Here is a 17,087-nt window from a genome sequence, read left to right on the forward strand (position 1 = left end):
TACACTTTTATATGTACAGTTTTTGTTAATCCGGGATTTCACTTCGGCTCGAAAAGCTTTCACGATATGCCATTTCTCGATGGAAATTATTTGTAGAATTAGTTTAAAAAAGAGGATGTATCAAAAGTAAATAAAAGCGTTGAGAATCGCTTAATGAAGCCTTTCCCATCCTCCAATAAAAAGAGGCTGCCCCGGAATGAGACAGCCTCAAAACTTTATAAGACTACTTTATTAAAGCGGTTTTATCCAATAGCTGTATTCGTGGTTCTTGTAAGGAAGCTGGTATTTTTTGATAGCCGGCGACCCCCAGGAATCAATACCGGCAACACCTGTCTGTAACATATCTATGTGCAGATAGGTCTCATTTCTTTTGTTCAGTTCACCGGAGTGGTATTGTTTTTTATTGGTTTCCGGGTCAAGGTCATCAAGGCTGTAGGGTAGCGCAGCAAAGCTCAGGAGCGTATCTGCATATTCAAACAATATACCTTTGCCCGTATTGTCTGTGAATTTCACCCAGCGCACATCTGTTTTATTGCCACTTTCCTGCGGTCGGGCATAAGGGAAGTATTGATTGTCAACAGACTGCTTATAGATGCCTACATTAGAAGCAGTCTTCCTGTCCCAGTAGTTTTCCCAGGGACCTCTGCCGTAGAACTCAATATTGCTGTATGTTTTGTTCAATTGCATATTGTTGCCGTAGCGCAGCAGCATCTTGTGGTTGCCGGCGTTTGCAGTAAAATTATTCTTTACATTCACCACACCGTCGGGGTAAATGGTGTAAACAATACGTTGTGTGGCCTGCCCGTCCAGCAGCTCTTTGGTAAAGCTTACCTGGTAATTGTTGCCGGCTTTGGAAATATTGGCCGAAGTAACCTTTCCTTCTTCGTAAGCATTTCGCCACATCCGCATGCTTTTGTTCAGCCCGGCACCATGGTCATTATCCACCGGTGCGCGCCAGAAGGATGGCAGCGTATTACTAAAGATCTCTTGGTTGTTGTAAGTGTAAGACTTCAGTATTCCGTTTTGCTTATCAAAGCTAATGTTGAAATTATTTCCCTGTACATTGAATTGATTTTCATCGGCAGTAATGCTACCGGAGGCCGTATGCGTGCCGGCAGGCTTTGCTTCTTTCAGTAAGAACTGTTCCGCTGCTATCTCGTAATCCTTTTCCAGTAAGGGTTCTGCTGATTTTAAAGTGTAATATACGTTTAGGAAATACTCTTTACCCGGCTTGAAATTGTTGTTGAAAGGAATGGTTGCTGTAGAAGTGCTTCTTGGTTGTATGGCCAGGTTGGTAAGCTTGCCGTTCTGAACTGGTTTTCCATCTTCCAGCAGTTCCCAGTTTAGCTGGTAGTTGCTGATATCGCGGAAGAAGTAGCTGTTGTTGATCCTGATCTTATTGTTGCCTTCGTATGTGGTCTTTACAAACTGGTGTACTTTTTTTATTTCCACGGCCATAGGTGTAAGCTCACGATGGCCGGTAACTACGCCTTTCACGTTAAAGTTGTTATCGCTCATCATCACCGGGTCTACGGGTTTCTCAAAAGGAAAGTCGCCGCCGTAAGCAATAATGCGCCTGCCGTTTTTCACCGTATCAATTCCCTGGTCTATCCATTCCCAGATGTAGCCGCCCTGCAGCTTGGGGAGCGATTCTATATGGTCCCAGTATTCTTTAAAATTGCCCAGGCTGTTGCCCATGATGTGTGCATATTCACTCATGATAAAAGGCCTGTTTTCTTTGGTTTGCTTGCTGTATGCAGGCAGGTAGTCGGGGTGGGGGTACTGCGGCACGATCATGTCTGTATTAAAATCAGTCTCTGCGCGCTCGTATTGTACGGGGCGGTAATCATTTTCTTTCAGCCAGGTATAAGCATCGTACATGTTGATGCCGTTGCCGGCCTCATTGCCCAAAGACCAGATCAGCACAGATGCATGGTTTTTATCGCGCTCATACATTCTCTGGTTGCGGTCCATATGCGGCACTTTCCATTCAGGGTCGTTGGCAAATGTGTAGCGCAGATCGTAATACCTGCCATGAGATTCTATGTTTGCTTCGTCTATCACATACAGTCCATAGATGTCGCAGAGATCCATAAAATAAGGATGCGGCGGGTAGTGCGAATTTCTTACGGCATTTACGTTCAGCTTTTTCATCATTTCCACATCTTTCTGCATATCGGCTTTGCTAAGCACGTGGCCATTGTTGGGATGTACTTCATGGCGGTTTACACCTTTAAAGAAAACACGTTTGCCGTTTACCAGCACATCGCTGCCTTTTATTTCGATGGTGCGGAAGCCCACTCTTTGCGGTACTACCTGCAATATATTGCCGTGCCTGTCTTTCAGCGTCAGCAGCAGCGTGTAGAGGTAAGGTTTTTCTGCAGACCATTGCTGTACATTGGGTATCTGCTGTGTTTTAAAGGAAAATTTGTTCCTGTACCTTCCCAATACGGTTTTAATGCCCGACTTGTCTTGTGCTATAATTTTTCCAGTCGCATCCTTTAAAGCCATTTCCACCGTGAAGCTGTCCGGTTTGCTGTGCAATACATAGCGGCCCGTATCCACGCGGTAATTATTTACCTGGACATGGATGTCCAGCACGCCGTTTTTATAAATTTTATCCAGCAATGCAGTTGTTTTCAGGTCCCTGATATCGAGCAGGGGCGTAGCATACAGGAAAACTTCCCTTTCAATGCCTGAGAACCTTACCATATCCTGTGCTTCCAGGTAGCTGCCATCGCTCCAGCGGTATACCTGCAGCGCCACCAGGTTTTGGCCGGGCTTTACATATTTGGTGATGTCAAATTCAGCAGCCAGCTTACTGTCTTCGCTGTAGCCCACTTTTTTACCATTCACCCAAATAAAAAATGCAGACTTTACAGCGCCAAGATGTATGAATACCTGTTTGTTTTCCCAGTCCTGGGGAAGCGTAAATGTTTTACGGTAAGAGCCGACAGGATTATTATCTTCCGGTATATCAAAAGGAGGGTTTAGCGTACCGCCCGATTTTGCCCTGCCCACAAAATCATAATGATGGTTGATGTAAATAGGATATCCGTAGCCGTTCACTTCCCAGTTTGCAGGCACCATAAAATTGGTCCAGCCTTTCTGGTTATCGTTAAAATCTGTTTTATAGAAATCTGCAGGACGTTTGCGCGGATCCTGCACCCAGTGGAAGCGCCAGTTGCCGTTGAGCGGCATGTACCAGTTGGATTTTTCCGGTTGAAAGTTTTCTGCCTTATGCTGGTTTTCATAGCCGAATATATTCGCACGCATAGGCAGGCGGTTAATTTCTACAATAGATGGCGTAAGGAGTTCTGCAGGCAATGCGGCATCCTGGGCAAAAGCCGGGCACTGTAGTAAAACGATCGCATAGAGACACAGTGTAAATTTCCTGAACATGTTGTGAAAGTTTGAGTAGAGGTGAAGTTACAAAAAAACGGGTTTCCGTCAACAGCGAAAGTGTTGATAAACGTTTGCGTAAATTGTAAAAGAAAAACTTTAATGATGTTTCCGTAGCTTTTTATACACGCTGCAATTCTTATCATGTGCGCCTTCCAGCATACCTATGCTCATGAGGAACTCATTTACAATTTCACTCCCGGTAAACAGGAAAGTTTCTTTAAATAGTTTGGTCCACGCTTCTCTTGTTTTCGGGTGATGCTGATCCAGCCAGTTGCGGAATGATCCGTATGCCTGTTGCAGTTGTTGAATGCGCCGGGCGTTTTCTATGGCTGCCCGGATCTTCAGCCGGTTGCGGATAATGCCGGCATCCTGCATCAATCTTTCAAAATCTTTTTCTGTGAAAGCAGCTACTTTTTCTATGTTGAAGTTGTGGTAAGCCTGCCGGAAGCTGGCCTGCTTGTTTAGGATGGTAGTCCAGGAAAGGCCGGCCTGGTTTATCTCCAGCACCAGCTTTCCGAACAATTCATTATCATCTTCAATGGGGAAGCCATAATGATTATCATGGTAATCCTTGTGGACAAGGTCTTTTTCCTTTGTAATGTTTTTTACAAAATCACAGTAAGACATGTATGCACCGTTGTTTTAATTTGCAAAAAGCTACACATCTTTTTCCATCCTGCTTTCGCCTTTGATATAAAAATAGAAGTATATAAAAAAGTGTACTACGGCCATGATGTAAGCAAACATGGCAATGCCGTCCATATGCCCGGCTTTTGCGCCGTGGATATAGCCTAGTATGCCCAGCAGTAATGTAGAGCCAAAGCCTGTAGCCGCAGTAACGCGGTAGCTTTTCCTGTGCGTTTGCATAGGCTCCTGCTTGCCTAAAATGCTCCCCCTGATGCCGCTGTACAGATACACATCCAGCCCGATCATCATCCAGGCAACAAGGCGTATCCAGGTATCTACGGGCAGGAACACCATCATGCCGAGGCAGGTAATAATGCCTAATACAGGTATGAGCGGCACCAGCGGTGTTTTGAATTTACGTGGTGCACCAGGATTCACTTTCCTTAATACAATAATGCCTAAACAAACCAGGATAAAAGCAAAAAGGGTACCTATGCTTGTCATTTCGCCAACTACTCTGCCCGGTACAAACGCAGCAAACACGCTTACAAAAATCATAAACAGCATATTTGATTTGGCAGGCGTCCTGTACTTGGGGTGTAGCCTGGAGAAAGATTTAGGAATGAGCCCGTCGCGGCTCATGGCGTAGAATACGCGGCTTTGGCCTAAAAGCAATACCAGTATCACCGAGGCATAGCCGAGTAAAATAGCAATGATGATGCTTGTGTTCAGCCAGGGATAAGCAGCCACTATTTTACCGTCTGCACCTGCGTTGCCCATGTGCTCAATAGCAATAGCAACCGGTGCCAGATGATCCCCGCCGCTCTCGCCTTTGAAAGCCGAATAATGCGCCACGCCTACCATAACATAAGAAAACAATACGTACAATACTGTACAGATCAGCAGGGAGCCGAGGATCCCTATCGGCATAGACCGCCCCGGGTTTTTGGTTTCCTGCGCCGCGGTTGAGACCGCATCAAAACCAATGTAGGCAAAGAACACAATGGCAGCAGCACGGATCACACCCGTCCAGCCAAATTCGCCAAAAGTACCCGTGTTCTCCGGTATCAGGGGAACAAGGTTTTCTGTACGTACATATTTAAAACCTACAAATATAAAAACCAATACAATAGCCACTTTCAATATTACAATGATGGTATTGACCAGCGCAGACTCTGAGGTGCCGCGAATCAATAACAAAGACATGACGGTAACAATAAACACAGCAGGAAGGTTAATGATGCCTGCCGCTCCTGTGGAGGTAACGTCAAAAGGGGTGATCATAAGCTGTTCGGGCAAAGCAACGCCATAGCTGGAAAATAATTTTCCCAGGTAACCCGACCAGCTCGAAGCAACTGTAGCAGAGCCAACGGCATATTCCAAAACCAGGTCCCAACCGATGATCCAGGCTATAAATTCACCCATAGTAGCATAGGAATAGGTGTATGCACTGCCGGAAATAGGGATCATGGAAGCAAACTCAGCATAACATAATCCGGCAAAGGCACAGCCCAATGCAGCTATAACAAAAGAGATCATAATACCAGCGCCTGCGTGATTGGCCGCGGCCATGCCGGTGATGGAAAACAGGCCCGCCCCGATAATAGCGCCTATGCCCAATGCTATCAGCGCCCCGGAACTGAGCGTTTTTTTGAGGCCATGCTCAGATTCTTCAGATTCTAATATCAGGGAAGAGATTGACTTTTTTGAAAATAAACTCATTTGCTGTTATTTTAGATATTATAGGCAAAATAAAGACTATTTTTATAAAATATTTTAATTAACACTTATTTTCTTAAAAATATGAATTACTGTATATTGCAAGGCTTAAATATTATTCTCCAATGAACAAAAGATCGTTAGGATTACTGGCTGTGCTTGTTTTTACAGTTGTAGCCATACTTCATCTATTAGATGTAAGAAACTGGGTTAACATCAACGATACGGTGTTGTTTACTTCGCGTTGGTTTTTTATAGCGGTAATCGTGCTGTTTGCTTTTTTAAAAAGATCGCTCACTACCTGGATACTTGTTGCCATGGCCATAGGTGTGGAAATAGGTATGGATTTTCCTGCTTTTTCACAGAATCTTGCTTTTTTAAGCAAAATATTTTTGCGGATGGTAAAGACTATTGTGGCGCCTTTGCTGTTCTCCACCCTGGTGGTGGGCATTGCCAGCCACAGCAACCTGAAGCAGGTAGGAAGAATGGGGTGGAAATCCCTTTTGTATTTTGAGGTTGTTACTACAATAGCGCTGCTCATAGGTTTGTTGTTCATCAATATTACCAAGGCAGGTGTGGGTATTGAAATTCCGCCACAACTTCTTTCAGAGCTGCCAAAATCAGTACCCAAGACCTGGCAGGATCATATTATTGATATTTTCCCGGAAAATATTATCCGGTCTATCTATGAAGGAAATGTATTGCCTATTGTTGTATTCAGCGTGCTGTTTGGCATTGCCATGGCTATGCTCAATGAAACCAAGAAAAGGCCAATGCTGCAGTTTGCAGAAAGCCTTTCGGAAATCATGTTTAAGTTCACCAATCTGGTTATGCTTTTTGCGCCGTTCGGTGTGGGTGCGGCTATTTCCGTTACGGTGGGGCATTTGGGCATAGATATACTCAAAAACCTGGGTATGTTGCTCATCACTCTATACCTGGCATTGCTGTTCTTCCTGGCTTTTGTAATAGCGCCTATACTCTTTTTTATTGCCAAAGTGCCGCTGAAACAATTCATCAAAGCGGTGAAAGAGCCCGTATCCATTGCCTTTGCCACTACCAGTTCAGATTCGGCATTGCCTATTGCCCTGGAAAATATGGAAAAATTCGGTGTGCCCAGGAAGATCGTCTCTTTTGTAATACCTACAGGCTATACCTTTAACCTGGATGGCACTACGCTGTATCTGTCTCTTGCCGCGGTATTTGTAGCCCAGGCGGCGGGCATGAATTTATCTTTCGGAGAGCAGTTTATGATCGGCTTGTCGCTGATGCTTACCAGTAAAGGCGTGGCTGCCGTGCCGCGGGCATCGCTGGTGATACTGATTGCTACTGCACAGACATTTAATTTTCCTATATGGCCTATTATGGCTATTTATGGTATTGATGAGCTGATGGATATGGCCAGGACTTCGGTGAACGTCATCGGTAATACACTGGCGAGCGTGGTAATCGCCAGGTGGGAAAACGAGTTTGACGATAAGAAAGCGCTGGCATTTGAGGCTGATTAATAACATTGAGCATGCTAAAAATATAAATTATTGTGATGGATAATTATTATTTTCGCTTGCCGAAATAAATATGTATGCTTAAGTTTTTCAGGGTTATATGTTTACTTATCTCTTCTGTATTTGCACTGGAGGCAATAGCACGCCCTGTAACCGTGAAAGCTAAACTCACAGACCAGTACGGCAGGTCTGTAAAGAACCTGAAGATACAATGCAAGACTCCGCAGGGAATGATAGACATACCGTTTACTTACGATAAGCTTACCAATATTTCCTTTACTGCCGGCATGGGAGACTCATTGTTCATCAGCGGCTTTGAGTATAAAAGAGTACATCGCACCACAACTGAAAATATACTGAAAAAGAAACATGTTGAACTGCCAAAACCTTTCTATTTTACAGACCTGGTAAACCCGCAGTTTTACATTCATTACGGCGGGCTATGGTTGTTGCTGTTTATTGTGTTTGCTGAAACAGGGCTGTTTTTCGGCTTTTTTCTGCCCGGCGATTCCCTGCTATTCATCTCCGGTGTGGTCAGTCAGAACCTGGCGAAATCTTTTATTGATACCGGCAGTGATTTCGGGAACCTGCTTCTGGTGATTGTATTAATATTCATAGCAGGATTCCTGGGCGATTGGGTAGGATATACTTCCGGCGCGCGAGGCAGGTATATTTTTTACAGGATGAAGGATACCTGGTATTTCAAACGGAGATATCTGGACGATGCTAAAATATTTTATCGTAAACACGGACACATAGCCATTGTACTTGCCAGGTTTTTTCCCATACTCAGAACCTTTGCACCTATTGTTGCCGGGATCGTAAGAATGGAAAAGAAGAAGTTTATGTTTTATAATGCATTGGGATGCGCCTGCTGGGTGATCTTGCTGGTTGGAGGCGGACATTATCTGGATGCATATATCCGGGAAACTTTTCATTTTGAATTGAAAGACCACCTGGAAATGATCATTGTAGGCCTGATAATAATAACTACAGCGCCTGTATTGTATAAAATGATCAGGCCTACAAGGCCGGGATCAAGGAAAATTATTAAGAAATAAGTATATGGCACAAATAACTACGGTGATTTTTGATATGGACGGGCTGCTCATAGACAGTGAGCCATTGTGGAAAGAAGCCGCAGATGAGGTTTTTGATGAGCTGGATATTCTGCTTACGAAGGAACAGTACCTGCACACGACCGGCATGCGCACCTATGAATTCCTGGAATACTGGCTGAGAGAACATGAACAACCGCTGGACGATATAGGATTTTTACACAATAAGATCGTAGAAATAGTTATTGCCAAGATCAATCAAAGAGGCGAACCCATGAAAGGTGCCCTGGCGCTGATCCGGTCTTTTAAGGCAGCAGGCTTTAAAATTGGCATTGCATCTTCTTCACCGATAAATATGATAGAAGCCGTGGTGCAGAAGATGGGCATCGGCGATATGGTAGACGTATTGTCTTCGGCTGAAGACCTGGACTATGGCAAGCCGCATCCGCAGGTATTTATGGAATGTGCCAAAGCATTGGGTGTACGTGCCGATAGTTGCATTGTATTTGAAGATTCATTTCATGGCATGATAGCGGCTAAGGCCGCGCGGATGTACTGTGTGGTGGTGCCGGCTCCCGAGTTGTTCCATGAAAAGCGCTGGTTTGCTGCCGATCAGAAATTATACAGCCTGGAAGATTTTGACATGCACAGCTTCAACGGTTGATAATGCAGCCGCGGTGCAGGTTAATTTTTTTATCACTTTAATGTGTAAATTAAAAAAATCTATTACTTTTGGTAAGTATTAGGTTAAAATATTCACTTATTTTATAATCTTAAAATTTAAAAATTCATGGATACTTCAAAAATGATTAAAGCTTATTGCTTAAAGACAAAAGAAAAAGACGTGCCAATGCAGGATGCAGTGATCTCTAAAACTTCAAGAGGGGGCTACATAGCTAAAGGACACGATGGTAAAGGAAATAAAATGAGTGCTATACTTGGTGAAGCCAAAGCTTTACAGGCTATCAAAGACGGTGTTGCCAAGCAGGAATTTTAATAATCACCCGCAGAAATAATAGAGCCGGCTTCGTTCAGAGGCCGGCTTTTTATATGTGGTATGGTATGCTGTTAGCCAAAGGCTCTCTTCAGCAGGCTTTCTACTTTTGGTTCACAGCCTCTGAAATCTTTATAGAGCTCCATAGGATCTTTGCTGCCGCCGGATGACAACAGGATTTTGAACCTGGCAGCAATTTCCGGGTTAAAAATACCATGCTCTTTAAAATACCGGAAAGCATCTGCATCCAGCACTTCAGCCCATTTGTAAGAATAGTATCCCGCTGAATAACCCCCCTGGAAAATGTGCGAAAAGCTCGGGCTGACGGCTGTTTCAGGATTGGCCGGGTACAGGTGGGTAGCCTTTGTTTCCTCTGTCTCAAAAATTTTTACATCGTTTACCTTATCGGGGTCTATATGGTAAGCCATATCCAACAGGCCAAAGCCCAGTTGCCGCAATGTCTGGTAACCTTCCATAAAACTTTTACTTTGTGCTATTTTTTCAATTTTCACATCAGGGAGTACTTCGCCGGTGCGGTAATCTTTGGCAAAGGTTTTCAGGAACTCGGGCTCATAGCAATAATTTTCCAGGAACTGCGAGGGGAGCTCCACAAAATCCCATTTCACAGATGTGCCCGACAGGTTGGGGTATTGGGTATCTGCCAGGATTCCATGCAGTGCATGGCCAAACTCATGAAACAAAGTGGTTACTTCCTGGAAAGTAAGCAGGCTGGGCGTTTCAGCGGTAGGTTTGGTAAAATTGCATACGATGGAGATGTGTGGCCTGTAGTCCTTACCGCCTTTTTTGTATTGCGGCTTATAGCTGGTCATCCAGGCGCCGGCACGTTTACCTTTCCTCGGGTGATAGTCGGTGTAAAGCAGAGCTTTGTATTTACCGCTCTCTACAACCTCATATGTTTTTACTTCCGGATGATATTTTGGAATGTCGTTTCTTTCAGAAAACCTTATTCCGAAAAGTTTTTCTGCCAAACCGAAAACCGCTTCTTCCACTTTCTCCAACTGGAAATAAGGTTTCAGTTCCTCATCATTCAAATCAAATTTTTGCTTACGCAGTTTTTCGGCATAGAAAGCATGATCCCAGCTTTGCATTTCTTCAATTCCGTCAGCCTTTGCAAGGGCTTTGAGTTCATCAATTTCTTTTTGAGCAAAAGGTGCAGCTTTTTCAAGCAATTCATTCAGGAATTTATAGACTTGTGCAGGTGATTTGGCCATACGTTCTTCCAGCACATAAGCGGCAAAGTTTTCGTAGCCGAGCAATTGAGCTTTTTGTTTACGCAATTGAATGATTTCTTTGATCAGGTTTTGGTTGTCAAATTCGCCGTCGTCGAAAGATTTTTTACCGTTTGCCAGTACCAGTTCTTTCCTCAGTTCCCTGTTTTCGGCATAGGTTATGGCAGGGATGTAGCTGGGATATTGCAGCGTGATCACGTACCCTTCAAGGTTTCTTTCTCTGGCCTCTTCTGCATATTGCTGTAATACAGGCTCGGGAATGCCTTGAAGGAGTGATCTGGCGGTAATGTGTTTGTAATAAGCATTGGTGGCTGCCAGTACATGCTGGCCGAATTGCAGTGACTTCAAAGACAGGTCCCTGTTGATGGCTTCCAGCTTCTTTTTATCTTCATCGTTGAGCAACGCACCGCTGCGTACAAAACCTTTGTAAGTTTCATTCAGCAGCATTTGCTGTTCTTCATTGAGGTTGTATTTTTCTTTTTCGCCGTAAACTTTTTTTATGCGTTCGAATAATTTGGTGTTTTGCGAGATTTTAGATGAAAATTCGGTCAGCAAAGGTGAAACTTCCTGTGCAATTTTCTGTATTTCATCATTGGTTTCGGCCGAATTAAGGTTAAAAAAGATATTCGACACCACCTCCAGTTTTTCGCCGGAATAGGCTAAAGCTTCTATTGTATTTTCAAAACTTGCCTCTTCGCCGTTTTCAGTTATGGCATCAATCTCCTTTTCAGATACAGCGATCAATTCTTTAAATGCAGGCAGGAAATCTTCCTGCTTTATTTTATCAAACGGCGCTGCATTTTCAGGGGTATTGAAAGACTGAAGAAGGATATTATTCATATTTTTTTTGTATTAATTTTTAAGGTGCAAATGTACAAAAACGTTGGTGATTAATTGTCTTGCAGGCAGGTGCCTGCAGGCGCTTGCCTGCAATTATCTATGCAGCAACGTGTGATTATTTAAAACAATTAACAAGTAGTTGTTTGAAAAAGAACAGCTCGCTATTAAAATAAGCGCGCACTTTTATAAAAAAAGGAACGCGCCTCGTGGCGCGTTGATATGATCATTATTTTTACGCGTACATCTCTTCTCTCAATTGCTTTACTCTTTCATCTTCCAGGTATTCATCAAAGGTTGTGAGGCGGTCAATGATGCCTTTGGGAGTTATCTCTATCACGCGGTTGGCAACGGTCTGCATGAAAGTATGGTCATGAGAGGTCAGTAAAACTATGCCGGGGAAGGTCTGGCAACCATCGTTGAAGCTTTGTATACTTTCCAGGTCAAGGTGGTTGGTAGGCTGGTCAAGGATGATCACATTGGGATTTTGCAGCATCATTCGGCTGACCATGCAACGCACTTTTTCACCTCCGCTGAGCACATTGGTTTTCTTCATAATATCGTCACCCGAGAAGAGCATTTTCCCGAAAAAACCCCGCAAAAACGGTTCATCGGCATCGGTTACATGCGCAGGCACGTATTGACGAAGCCAGTCGAGCAATGGCATAGCATCGTTAAAATATTCCTGGTTTTCTACCGGCAGATAGGCTTTGGTAATGGTGGTTCCCCATTCAAATTTACCGTTGTCGGCTTTTCCTTCGTTATTGATAATATCAAAAAAATGAGAAACAGCCAGCGGGTCTTTACTGATAAAGGCTATCTTATCGCCCTTGTTAACATCAAATGTTATATTGTCGAAAAGTGTTCTGCCATCAATGGTTTTCTTCAGTTTTTCTACGCTCAATATCTGGTTGCCCACTTCGCGCAACGGCTGGAAGATAATGCCCGGGTATTTCCTGTTAGATGGTTCAATCTCTTCAATAGTGAGCTTTTCCAATGCCTTCTTCCTTGAGGTAGCCTGCTTGGATTTGGAAGCGTTGGCGCTGAAGCGTGCAATAAAATCCAGCAGAGCCTGGCGCTTATCTTCCATTTTCTTGTTCTTATCCGATATCTGGCGGGCCATCAGTTGTGAGCTCTCGTACCAGAAGGTATAGTTTCCGGTAAATATTTTTATTTTCTGGCGATCCACGTCGGCTACGTGCGTACAAACCGCATCCAGGAAGTGACGGTCGTGGCTCACCACTAAAACAATATTCTGGTAGTCTGCCAGGAAGTTTTCCAGCCAGCCGATGGTGTCTATGTCCAGGCCGTTGGTAGGCTCATCCAGCAATAAAATGTCCGGATTGCCAAACAGCGCCTGTGCAAGCAGCACGCGCACTTTCATGTTAGAAGGAATGTCTTTCATCAGCATCTGGTGCATATCATCCTTTACACCCAAGCCGCTGAGGAAGGATGCCGCATCGCTTTCAGATTCATAGCCGCCCATTTCACCGTATTCGGCTTCCAGGTGGCTGGCCTCCATGTAATCGTCTTCCGTAGCGTCGGGGTTGGCGTAGATGGCATCACGTTTATGCATCACGTCCCACATTTTTTTATGGCCCATCAGCACTGTATTCAGCACTGTCTGTTCATCAAATTCAAAGTGGTTTTGCTTCAGGAAAGACAGCCGTTCTCCGGGTGTAACCTCCACAGATCCTTTGTTCGGCTCAATCTCTCCGCTCAGGATCTTTAAAAAAGTAGATTTTCCCGCACCGTTGGCGCCGATGATGCCGTAGCAGTTGCCTTTGGTAAAATTGATGTTTACCTCGTCAAACAAAACTCTCTTTCCGTAAGCAAGGGTAATATTTCTGGCACTTAACATGAATAAACTTCTCCTTTGGTTTTTGAGGCGCAAAGGTACGAAAATCAATCGTCAATAAGAAGTGGGGCCCGGAATGTTTTACCACAGCCCGAAATAATTCCTCATACCGTCACATGATAACTCCACAACTCCACATCTCCACACCTCCACACCTCAACAACTCCACACCTCCACACCTCCCCACCTCAACAAATCCACAAATCCCCATCTCCACAACTCCCCATCTCCACACCTCAACAAATCCACACCTCCACATTTCCACACCTCCACACCTCCACAACCACACATCATCACCTGATAACTCCATCACCTAAAATATCTTTTTACAAATTTGTAGTTTTTAATTAGGTTTGCGCTTAATTAAATTAGGCAAAGTCTAAATTTTTTTAAGCATAAAATATCCAGATGAACTTTAAAAAGATCAATAACATAGTCGGTTGGGCTGTGTTTTTTATTGCAGCTATCGTGTATATATCTACCTCAGAAGCCGGCGGCAGTTTCTGGGATTGTGGTGAATTTGTGAGCAGCGCTTACAAAGTACAGATACCGCATCCGCCGGGCGCGCCATTGTTTGTGCTTCTGGGCAGGTTTTTCATTATCCTTTTCGGTGATAACCCGCTGAATGCGGCAAAAGCCGTAAATACCATGAATGCACTTGCCTGCGCTTTCACCATCTTATTTTTATTCTGGACCATCACGCACTTTGCGCGTCGCATCATCAACGGCAACAGGCCGTTTTCGGAAATGTCCCGCGACCAGGTGTGGACCATCATGGCTTCCGGTGTTATCGGCGCTTTGGCATTTACCTTTACAGACTCCTTCTGGTACAGCGCTGTGGAGGGCGAAGTATATGCACTATCATCTTTCTTTACTGCTATTACTTTCTGGGCTATCCTACGCTGGGAGCATATGGCAGATCAGCCTGGAGCAGACAAATGGATCATTTTTATTTTCTTCCTGATGGGACTGGCCATTGGCGTACACCTTCTGAACCTGCTTACAATTCCTGCGATTATCCTGGTGATCTATTTCAGGAGAAGAAATGAATTTAATTACAAAGAAATAAGAAAATGGTTCCTGCGTTTAATGATCGCAGGCGGTATACTTGGTTTCATCGCTGCGCTGATAGGCGCGCCTGCTGTTGAATACAATGGTACGGAAGGCATCGGTACCGACGCTACTCCTGCCGGCCTCATCCTCTTCCTGGTAGCTGCAGCCATCGGTGTATTCTACCTGGTTGAGAAAAATGCCAAACCTGAAAATAAAGAATCTTATGGAGGCGCATATATTTTCCTGGTAATGAGCGCTGTTATCCTGGGTGTGGTACAGTTAGGCATTATCCAGTATACTATTAAAGTTGCAGGCGCTATGGACAGGGTATTCGTAAACTCGTTTGGCCTGCCATTTTTTACAGGTTTTGCCTTCTTTTTTATATTGGTAGCCGTGGGTTTATATTTCGCCATCAGGTATGCCAACAGGCATGGCTTTAAGTATCTTGCACTGGGATTGTGGAGCGCAGCATTTATCCTGATCGGCTACAGCACCTACATTACTACGCTCATAAGAAGTAATGCCAACCCGTCTATAGACATGTTCAATGTAGACAACCCGATGAGCCTGGTGGGCTATCTGGGACGTGAACAATACGGCGATTTCCCCATATTGTACGGGCAAAAGTTTACTGCCGAAAGGCCAACTTATGTAAATACAGGTAAAAACTACGCAAAGAGTACGGATATTGACCCGAATGCAAAACCTGAATATATTGTTACCGGCAATAAACAAAAAGCCATGTACAACAAAGCAGATAAGATGGCTTTCCCGCGTGTATGGAACAATGGCAACGACAGGGGGCAGGCAGATTATTATGCATCATTCCTCGGGATCGGCAAATACCAGGATCCTCAGACCGGTCAGGTGCGGTGGGAGAGAGAGCCCAATTTCATAGACAACATTAAGTTCTTTATCGGGTACCAGAACTACTACATGTTCATGCGCTATTTCCTTTGGAACTACAGCGGCAGGCAGAACGATATGCAGGGCAATGGCGGCGGCGATGTGCGTGGCGGCAACTGGATCACAGGAATTTCTTTTATAGACAACCTGATGTACGGCGACCAGAGCGTAATGCCTGACAGTCTTAAACACAACAAAGCCCGCAATGCATTCTTTGCACTGCCGCTGATACTCGGGTTGCTGGGTATGTTCTATCATTTTAAAAAGAAAGGAGATGATGCATTTATTACCTTCATGCTTTTCTTTATGACCGGCTTTGCCATTATCATTTACCTGAACCAGGCTGGCAACGAACCACGTGAACGTGACTATGCTTTTGCCGGCGCTACCTATGCTTTTGCTATCTGGATAGGTATAGGCATTTTCAAAGTAAGGGAATGGTTTGAGAAAATATCAAAGCCGAAAATGGCTACGGCATTGGCTTTTGCAGTTTGCCTGCTGGCAGTGCCGGTAGTAATGGCACAGCAGGGATGGGACGATCACGACAGGAGCAAGAAAACCCTGGCGCCCGATCTGGCCATCAATTACCTGGAAAGCTGTGCACCGAATGCCATACTTTTTTCTTTTGGCGACAATGATACGTATCCGCTGTGGTATGCCCAGGAAGTTATGGGTGTGCGCCCGGACGTACGTGTGGTAAACACCAGCCTGCTCGGTATTGACTGGTATATCAACGGGCTGCGCAATAAAGTAAACCAAAGCCCTGCCATAGACGTGATCTACAGTCGTGAACAGATGGAAGGCGACCGCAGGAATGTGATCTATTACAACCCCAACCCTGCGTTTCCTGAAACACAATACTACAACCTGTATGATATGATGAAGGATTACGCAGGTGTGGATAATCCCCAGACCATGGTAACCTTACAGGACGGATCTAAATACAATACTTTCCCTGTAAAGAAAGTGTTTGTGCCTGTTGATGCCAATGTTGTGCGCAATAACGGTACTGTAAATGCCACAGATACTATTGCAGATGCCATGATGTTTGATATTCCTAAAAATTACCTTGCTAAGAATGACTGGGCTATTCTGAATATTATTGCTGCTAACCAGTGGAAGCGTCCTATATATTTTACCAGCGCAAGCACTTACCAGATAGGGCTTGGCTTTGAGCCATACTTAAGAAAAGAAGGCATGTCTTACAGGCTTACGCCTGTGAAACCTAAACAGTCAGCTTTTGGTGAATCCGTGAATGCTGAAAAAGGCTATCCTATCGTGATGAATAAATTTAAGTTTGGCAATGCAGACCTGCCGGGCGTTTATTTTGATGAAGAAAACCGAAGGCACCTGGTTTCTATCCGCATGGCTTACGGGCAACTGGCGCTGGAACTTATAGAGCAGGGAAAGAAAGAAGAAGCTGTAAAAGTATTGCATAAAGTAGATAAAGGTATGCTGCAGGAAAATATGCCTTATGGCATGGTATCCAGCAACAATATGCATAACCAGGCTTCGCTGATATTGTTGCAGGCTGCTGCATTGGTGGGTGAAAAACAGTTATTTAATAAGATAGCTTCATCACTTAAAAAAGACCTGAACCAGCAGATCAATTATGTAAATGTTTTAGGCACAGACAAGGTAGGGCCTTATGTCACAAATGAGGCTTCGCGTTCGCAACAATTTTTGCAGATGATAGATCAACTGGAAAAAGAAATAAACGATGCGGGCGCTGCTGCGCGCCTGGAAAACCGGCAGGCAAAAACTGCTGACAGCATTGCAGATACGGTAGCAAGATAATATGGATGCTTTGTTATGCATAGGCCGGAATACAAACTTCCGGCCTTTTTTATTGTATTATTTGAAAGATAAATGAACTAA

General features: G+C 44.3%; 10 protein-coding genes. 5 read left to right on the plus strand and 5 right to left on the minus strand.

What is annotated here, in order from left to right; translation table 11 throughout:
- Positions 1–231: 231 nt before the first annotated feature.
- From OD355_RS10915 to OD355_RS10925, 3 genes are all read right to left on the minus strand, one after another.
- On the minus strand, positions 232–3,402 hold the full coding sequence (locus OD355_RS10915) for a glycoside hydrolase family 2 TIM barrel-domain containing protein (protein WP_263038515.1): 3,171 nt from the start codon (positions 3,400–3,402) through the stop codon (positions 232–234).
- Positions 3,403–3,501: 99 nt separating this feature from the next.
- Positions 3,502–4,032: a DNA-3-methyladenine glycosylase I gene (locus OD355_RS10920; protein WP_263038516.1), complete on the minus strand. Its 531-nt coding sequence runs from the start codon at positions 4,030–4,032 to the stop codon at positions 3,502–3,504.
- Between the two features lie 30 nt (positions 4,033–4,062).
- Positions 4,063–5,754, minus strand: coding sequence for an amino acid permease (locus OD355_RS10925; RefSeq protein ID WP_263038517.1), 1,692 nt, complete (start codon positions 5,752–5,754; stop codon positions 4,063–4,065).
- A 122-nt stretch (positions 5,755–5,876) separates the two neighbouring features.
- On the opposite strand from OD355_RS10925, the gene OD355_RS10930 reads away from it, so the two are divergent.
- From OD355_RS10930 to OD355_RS10945, 4 genes are all read left to right on the plus strand, one after another.
- Complete coding sequence (locus tag OD355_RS10930; RefSeq protein WP_263038518.1) at positions 5,877–7,256, plus strand: dicarboxylate/amino acid:cation symporter; 1,380 nt, start codon at positions 5,877–5,879, stop codon at positions 7,254–7,256.
- A gap of 74 nt (positions 7,257–7,330) precedes the next feature.
- Positions 7,331–8,314, plus strand: coding sequence for a DedA family protein (locus OD355_RS10935; RefSeq protein WP_263038519.1), 984 nt, complete (start codon positions 7,331–7,333; stop codon positions 8,312–8,314).
- 4 nt (positions 8,315–8,318) lie between these two features.
- Complete coding sequence (hxpB, locus tag OD355_RS10940) at positions 8,319–8,975, plus strand: hexitol phosphatase HxpB (RefSeq protein WP_263038520.1); 657 nt, start codon at positions 8,319–8,321, stop codon at positions 8,973–8,975.
- A gap of 126 nt (positions 8,976–9,101) precedes the next feature.
- On the plus strand, positions 9,102–9,308 hold the full coding sequence (locus OD355_RS10945; RefSeq protein WP_263038521.1) for a hypothetical protein: 207 nt from the start codon (positions 9,102–9,104) through the stop codon (positions 9,306–9,308).
- 71 nt (positions 9,309–9,379) lie between these two features.
- Here the strand turns inward: OD355_RS10945 and OD355_RS10950 are convergent, their stop codons facing one another.
- Both OD355_RS10950 and OD355_RS10955 read right to left on the minus strand, forming a co-directional pair.
- Complete coding sequence (locus tag OD355_RS10950) at positions 9,380–11,395, minus strand: M3 family metallopeptidase (protein ID WP_263038522.1); 2,016 nt, start codon at positions 11,393–11,395, stop codon at positions 9,380–9,382.
- A 232-nt stretch (positions 11,396–11,627) separates the two neighbouring features.
- Positions 11,628–13,253 carry an ABC-F family ATP-binding cassette domain-containing protein gene (locus OD355_RS10955; protein WP_263038523.1) on the minus strand — a complete coding sequence of 542 codons (1,626 nt, stop codon included), beginning with the start codon at positions 13,251–13,253 and terminating at the stop codon, positions 11,628–11,630.
- A 405-nt stretch (positions 13,254–13,658) separates the two neighbouring features.
- Here OD355_RS10955 and OD355_RS10960 point away from each other — a divergent pair, with 405 nt between their 5' ends.
- On the plus strand, positions 13,659–17,006 hold the full coding sequence (locus OD355_RS10960; protein ID WP_263038524.1) for a protein O-mannosyl-transferase family: 3,348 nt from the start codon (positions 13,659–13,661) through the stop codon (positions 17,004–17,006).
- Positions 17,007–17,087: the final 81 nt, after the last annotated feature.

The organism is Haoranjiania flava, assembly GCF_025631005.1.
GTDB lineage: Bacteria > Bacteroidota > Bacteroidia > Chitinophagales > Chitinophagaceae > Haoranjiania > Haoranjiania flava.

Bases quoted from the DNA above. Each gene is read 5' to 3' on its own strand.
- OD355_RS10930 (WP_263038518.1), top strand. From the start codon at position 5,877: ATGAACAAAAGATCGTTAGGATTACTGGCTGTGCTTGTTTTTACAGTT.
- OD355_RS10925 (WP_263038517.1), bottom strand. From the start codon at position 5,754: ATGAGTTTATTTTCAAAAAAGTCAATCTCTTCCCTGATATTAGAATCT.
- OD355_RS10945 (WP_263038521.1), top strand. From the start codon at position 9,102: ATGGATACTTCAAAAATGATTAAAGCTTATTGCTTAAAGACAAAAGAA.
- OD355_RS10960 (WP_263038524.1), top strand. From the start codon at position 13,659: ATGAACTTTAAAAAGATCAATAACATAGTCGGTTGGGCTGTGTTTTTT.
- OD355_RS10955 (WP_263038523.1), bottom strand. From the start codon at position 13,253: ATGTTAAGTGCCAGAAATATTACCCTTGCTTACGGAAAGAGAGTTTTG.
- OD355_RS10920 (WP_263038516.1), bottom strand. From the start codon at position 4,032: ATGTCTTACTGTGATTTTGTAAAAAACATTACAAAGGAAAAAGACCTT.
- OD355_RS10950 (WP_263038522.1), bottom strand. From the start codon at position 11,395: ATGAATAATATCCTTCTTCAGTCTTTCAATACCCCTGAAAATGCAGCG.
- hxpB (WP_263038520.1), top strand. From the start codon at position 8,319: ATGGCACAAATAACTACGGTGATTTTTGATATGGACGGGCTGCTCATA.
- OD355_RS10935 (WP_263038519.1), top strand. From the start codon at position 7,331: ATGCTTAAGTTTTTCAGGGTTATATGTTTACTTATCTCTTCTGTATTT.
- OD355_RS10915 (WP_263038515.1), bottom strand. From the start codon at position 3,402: ATGTTCAGGAAATTTACACTGTGTCTCTATGCGATCGTTTTACTACAG.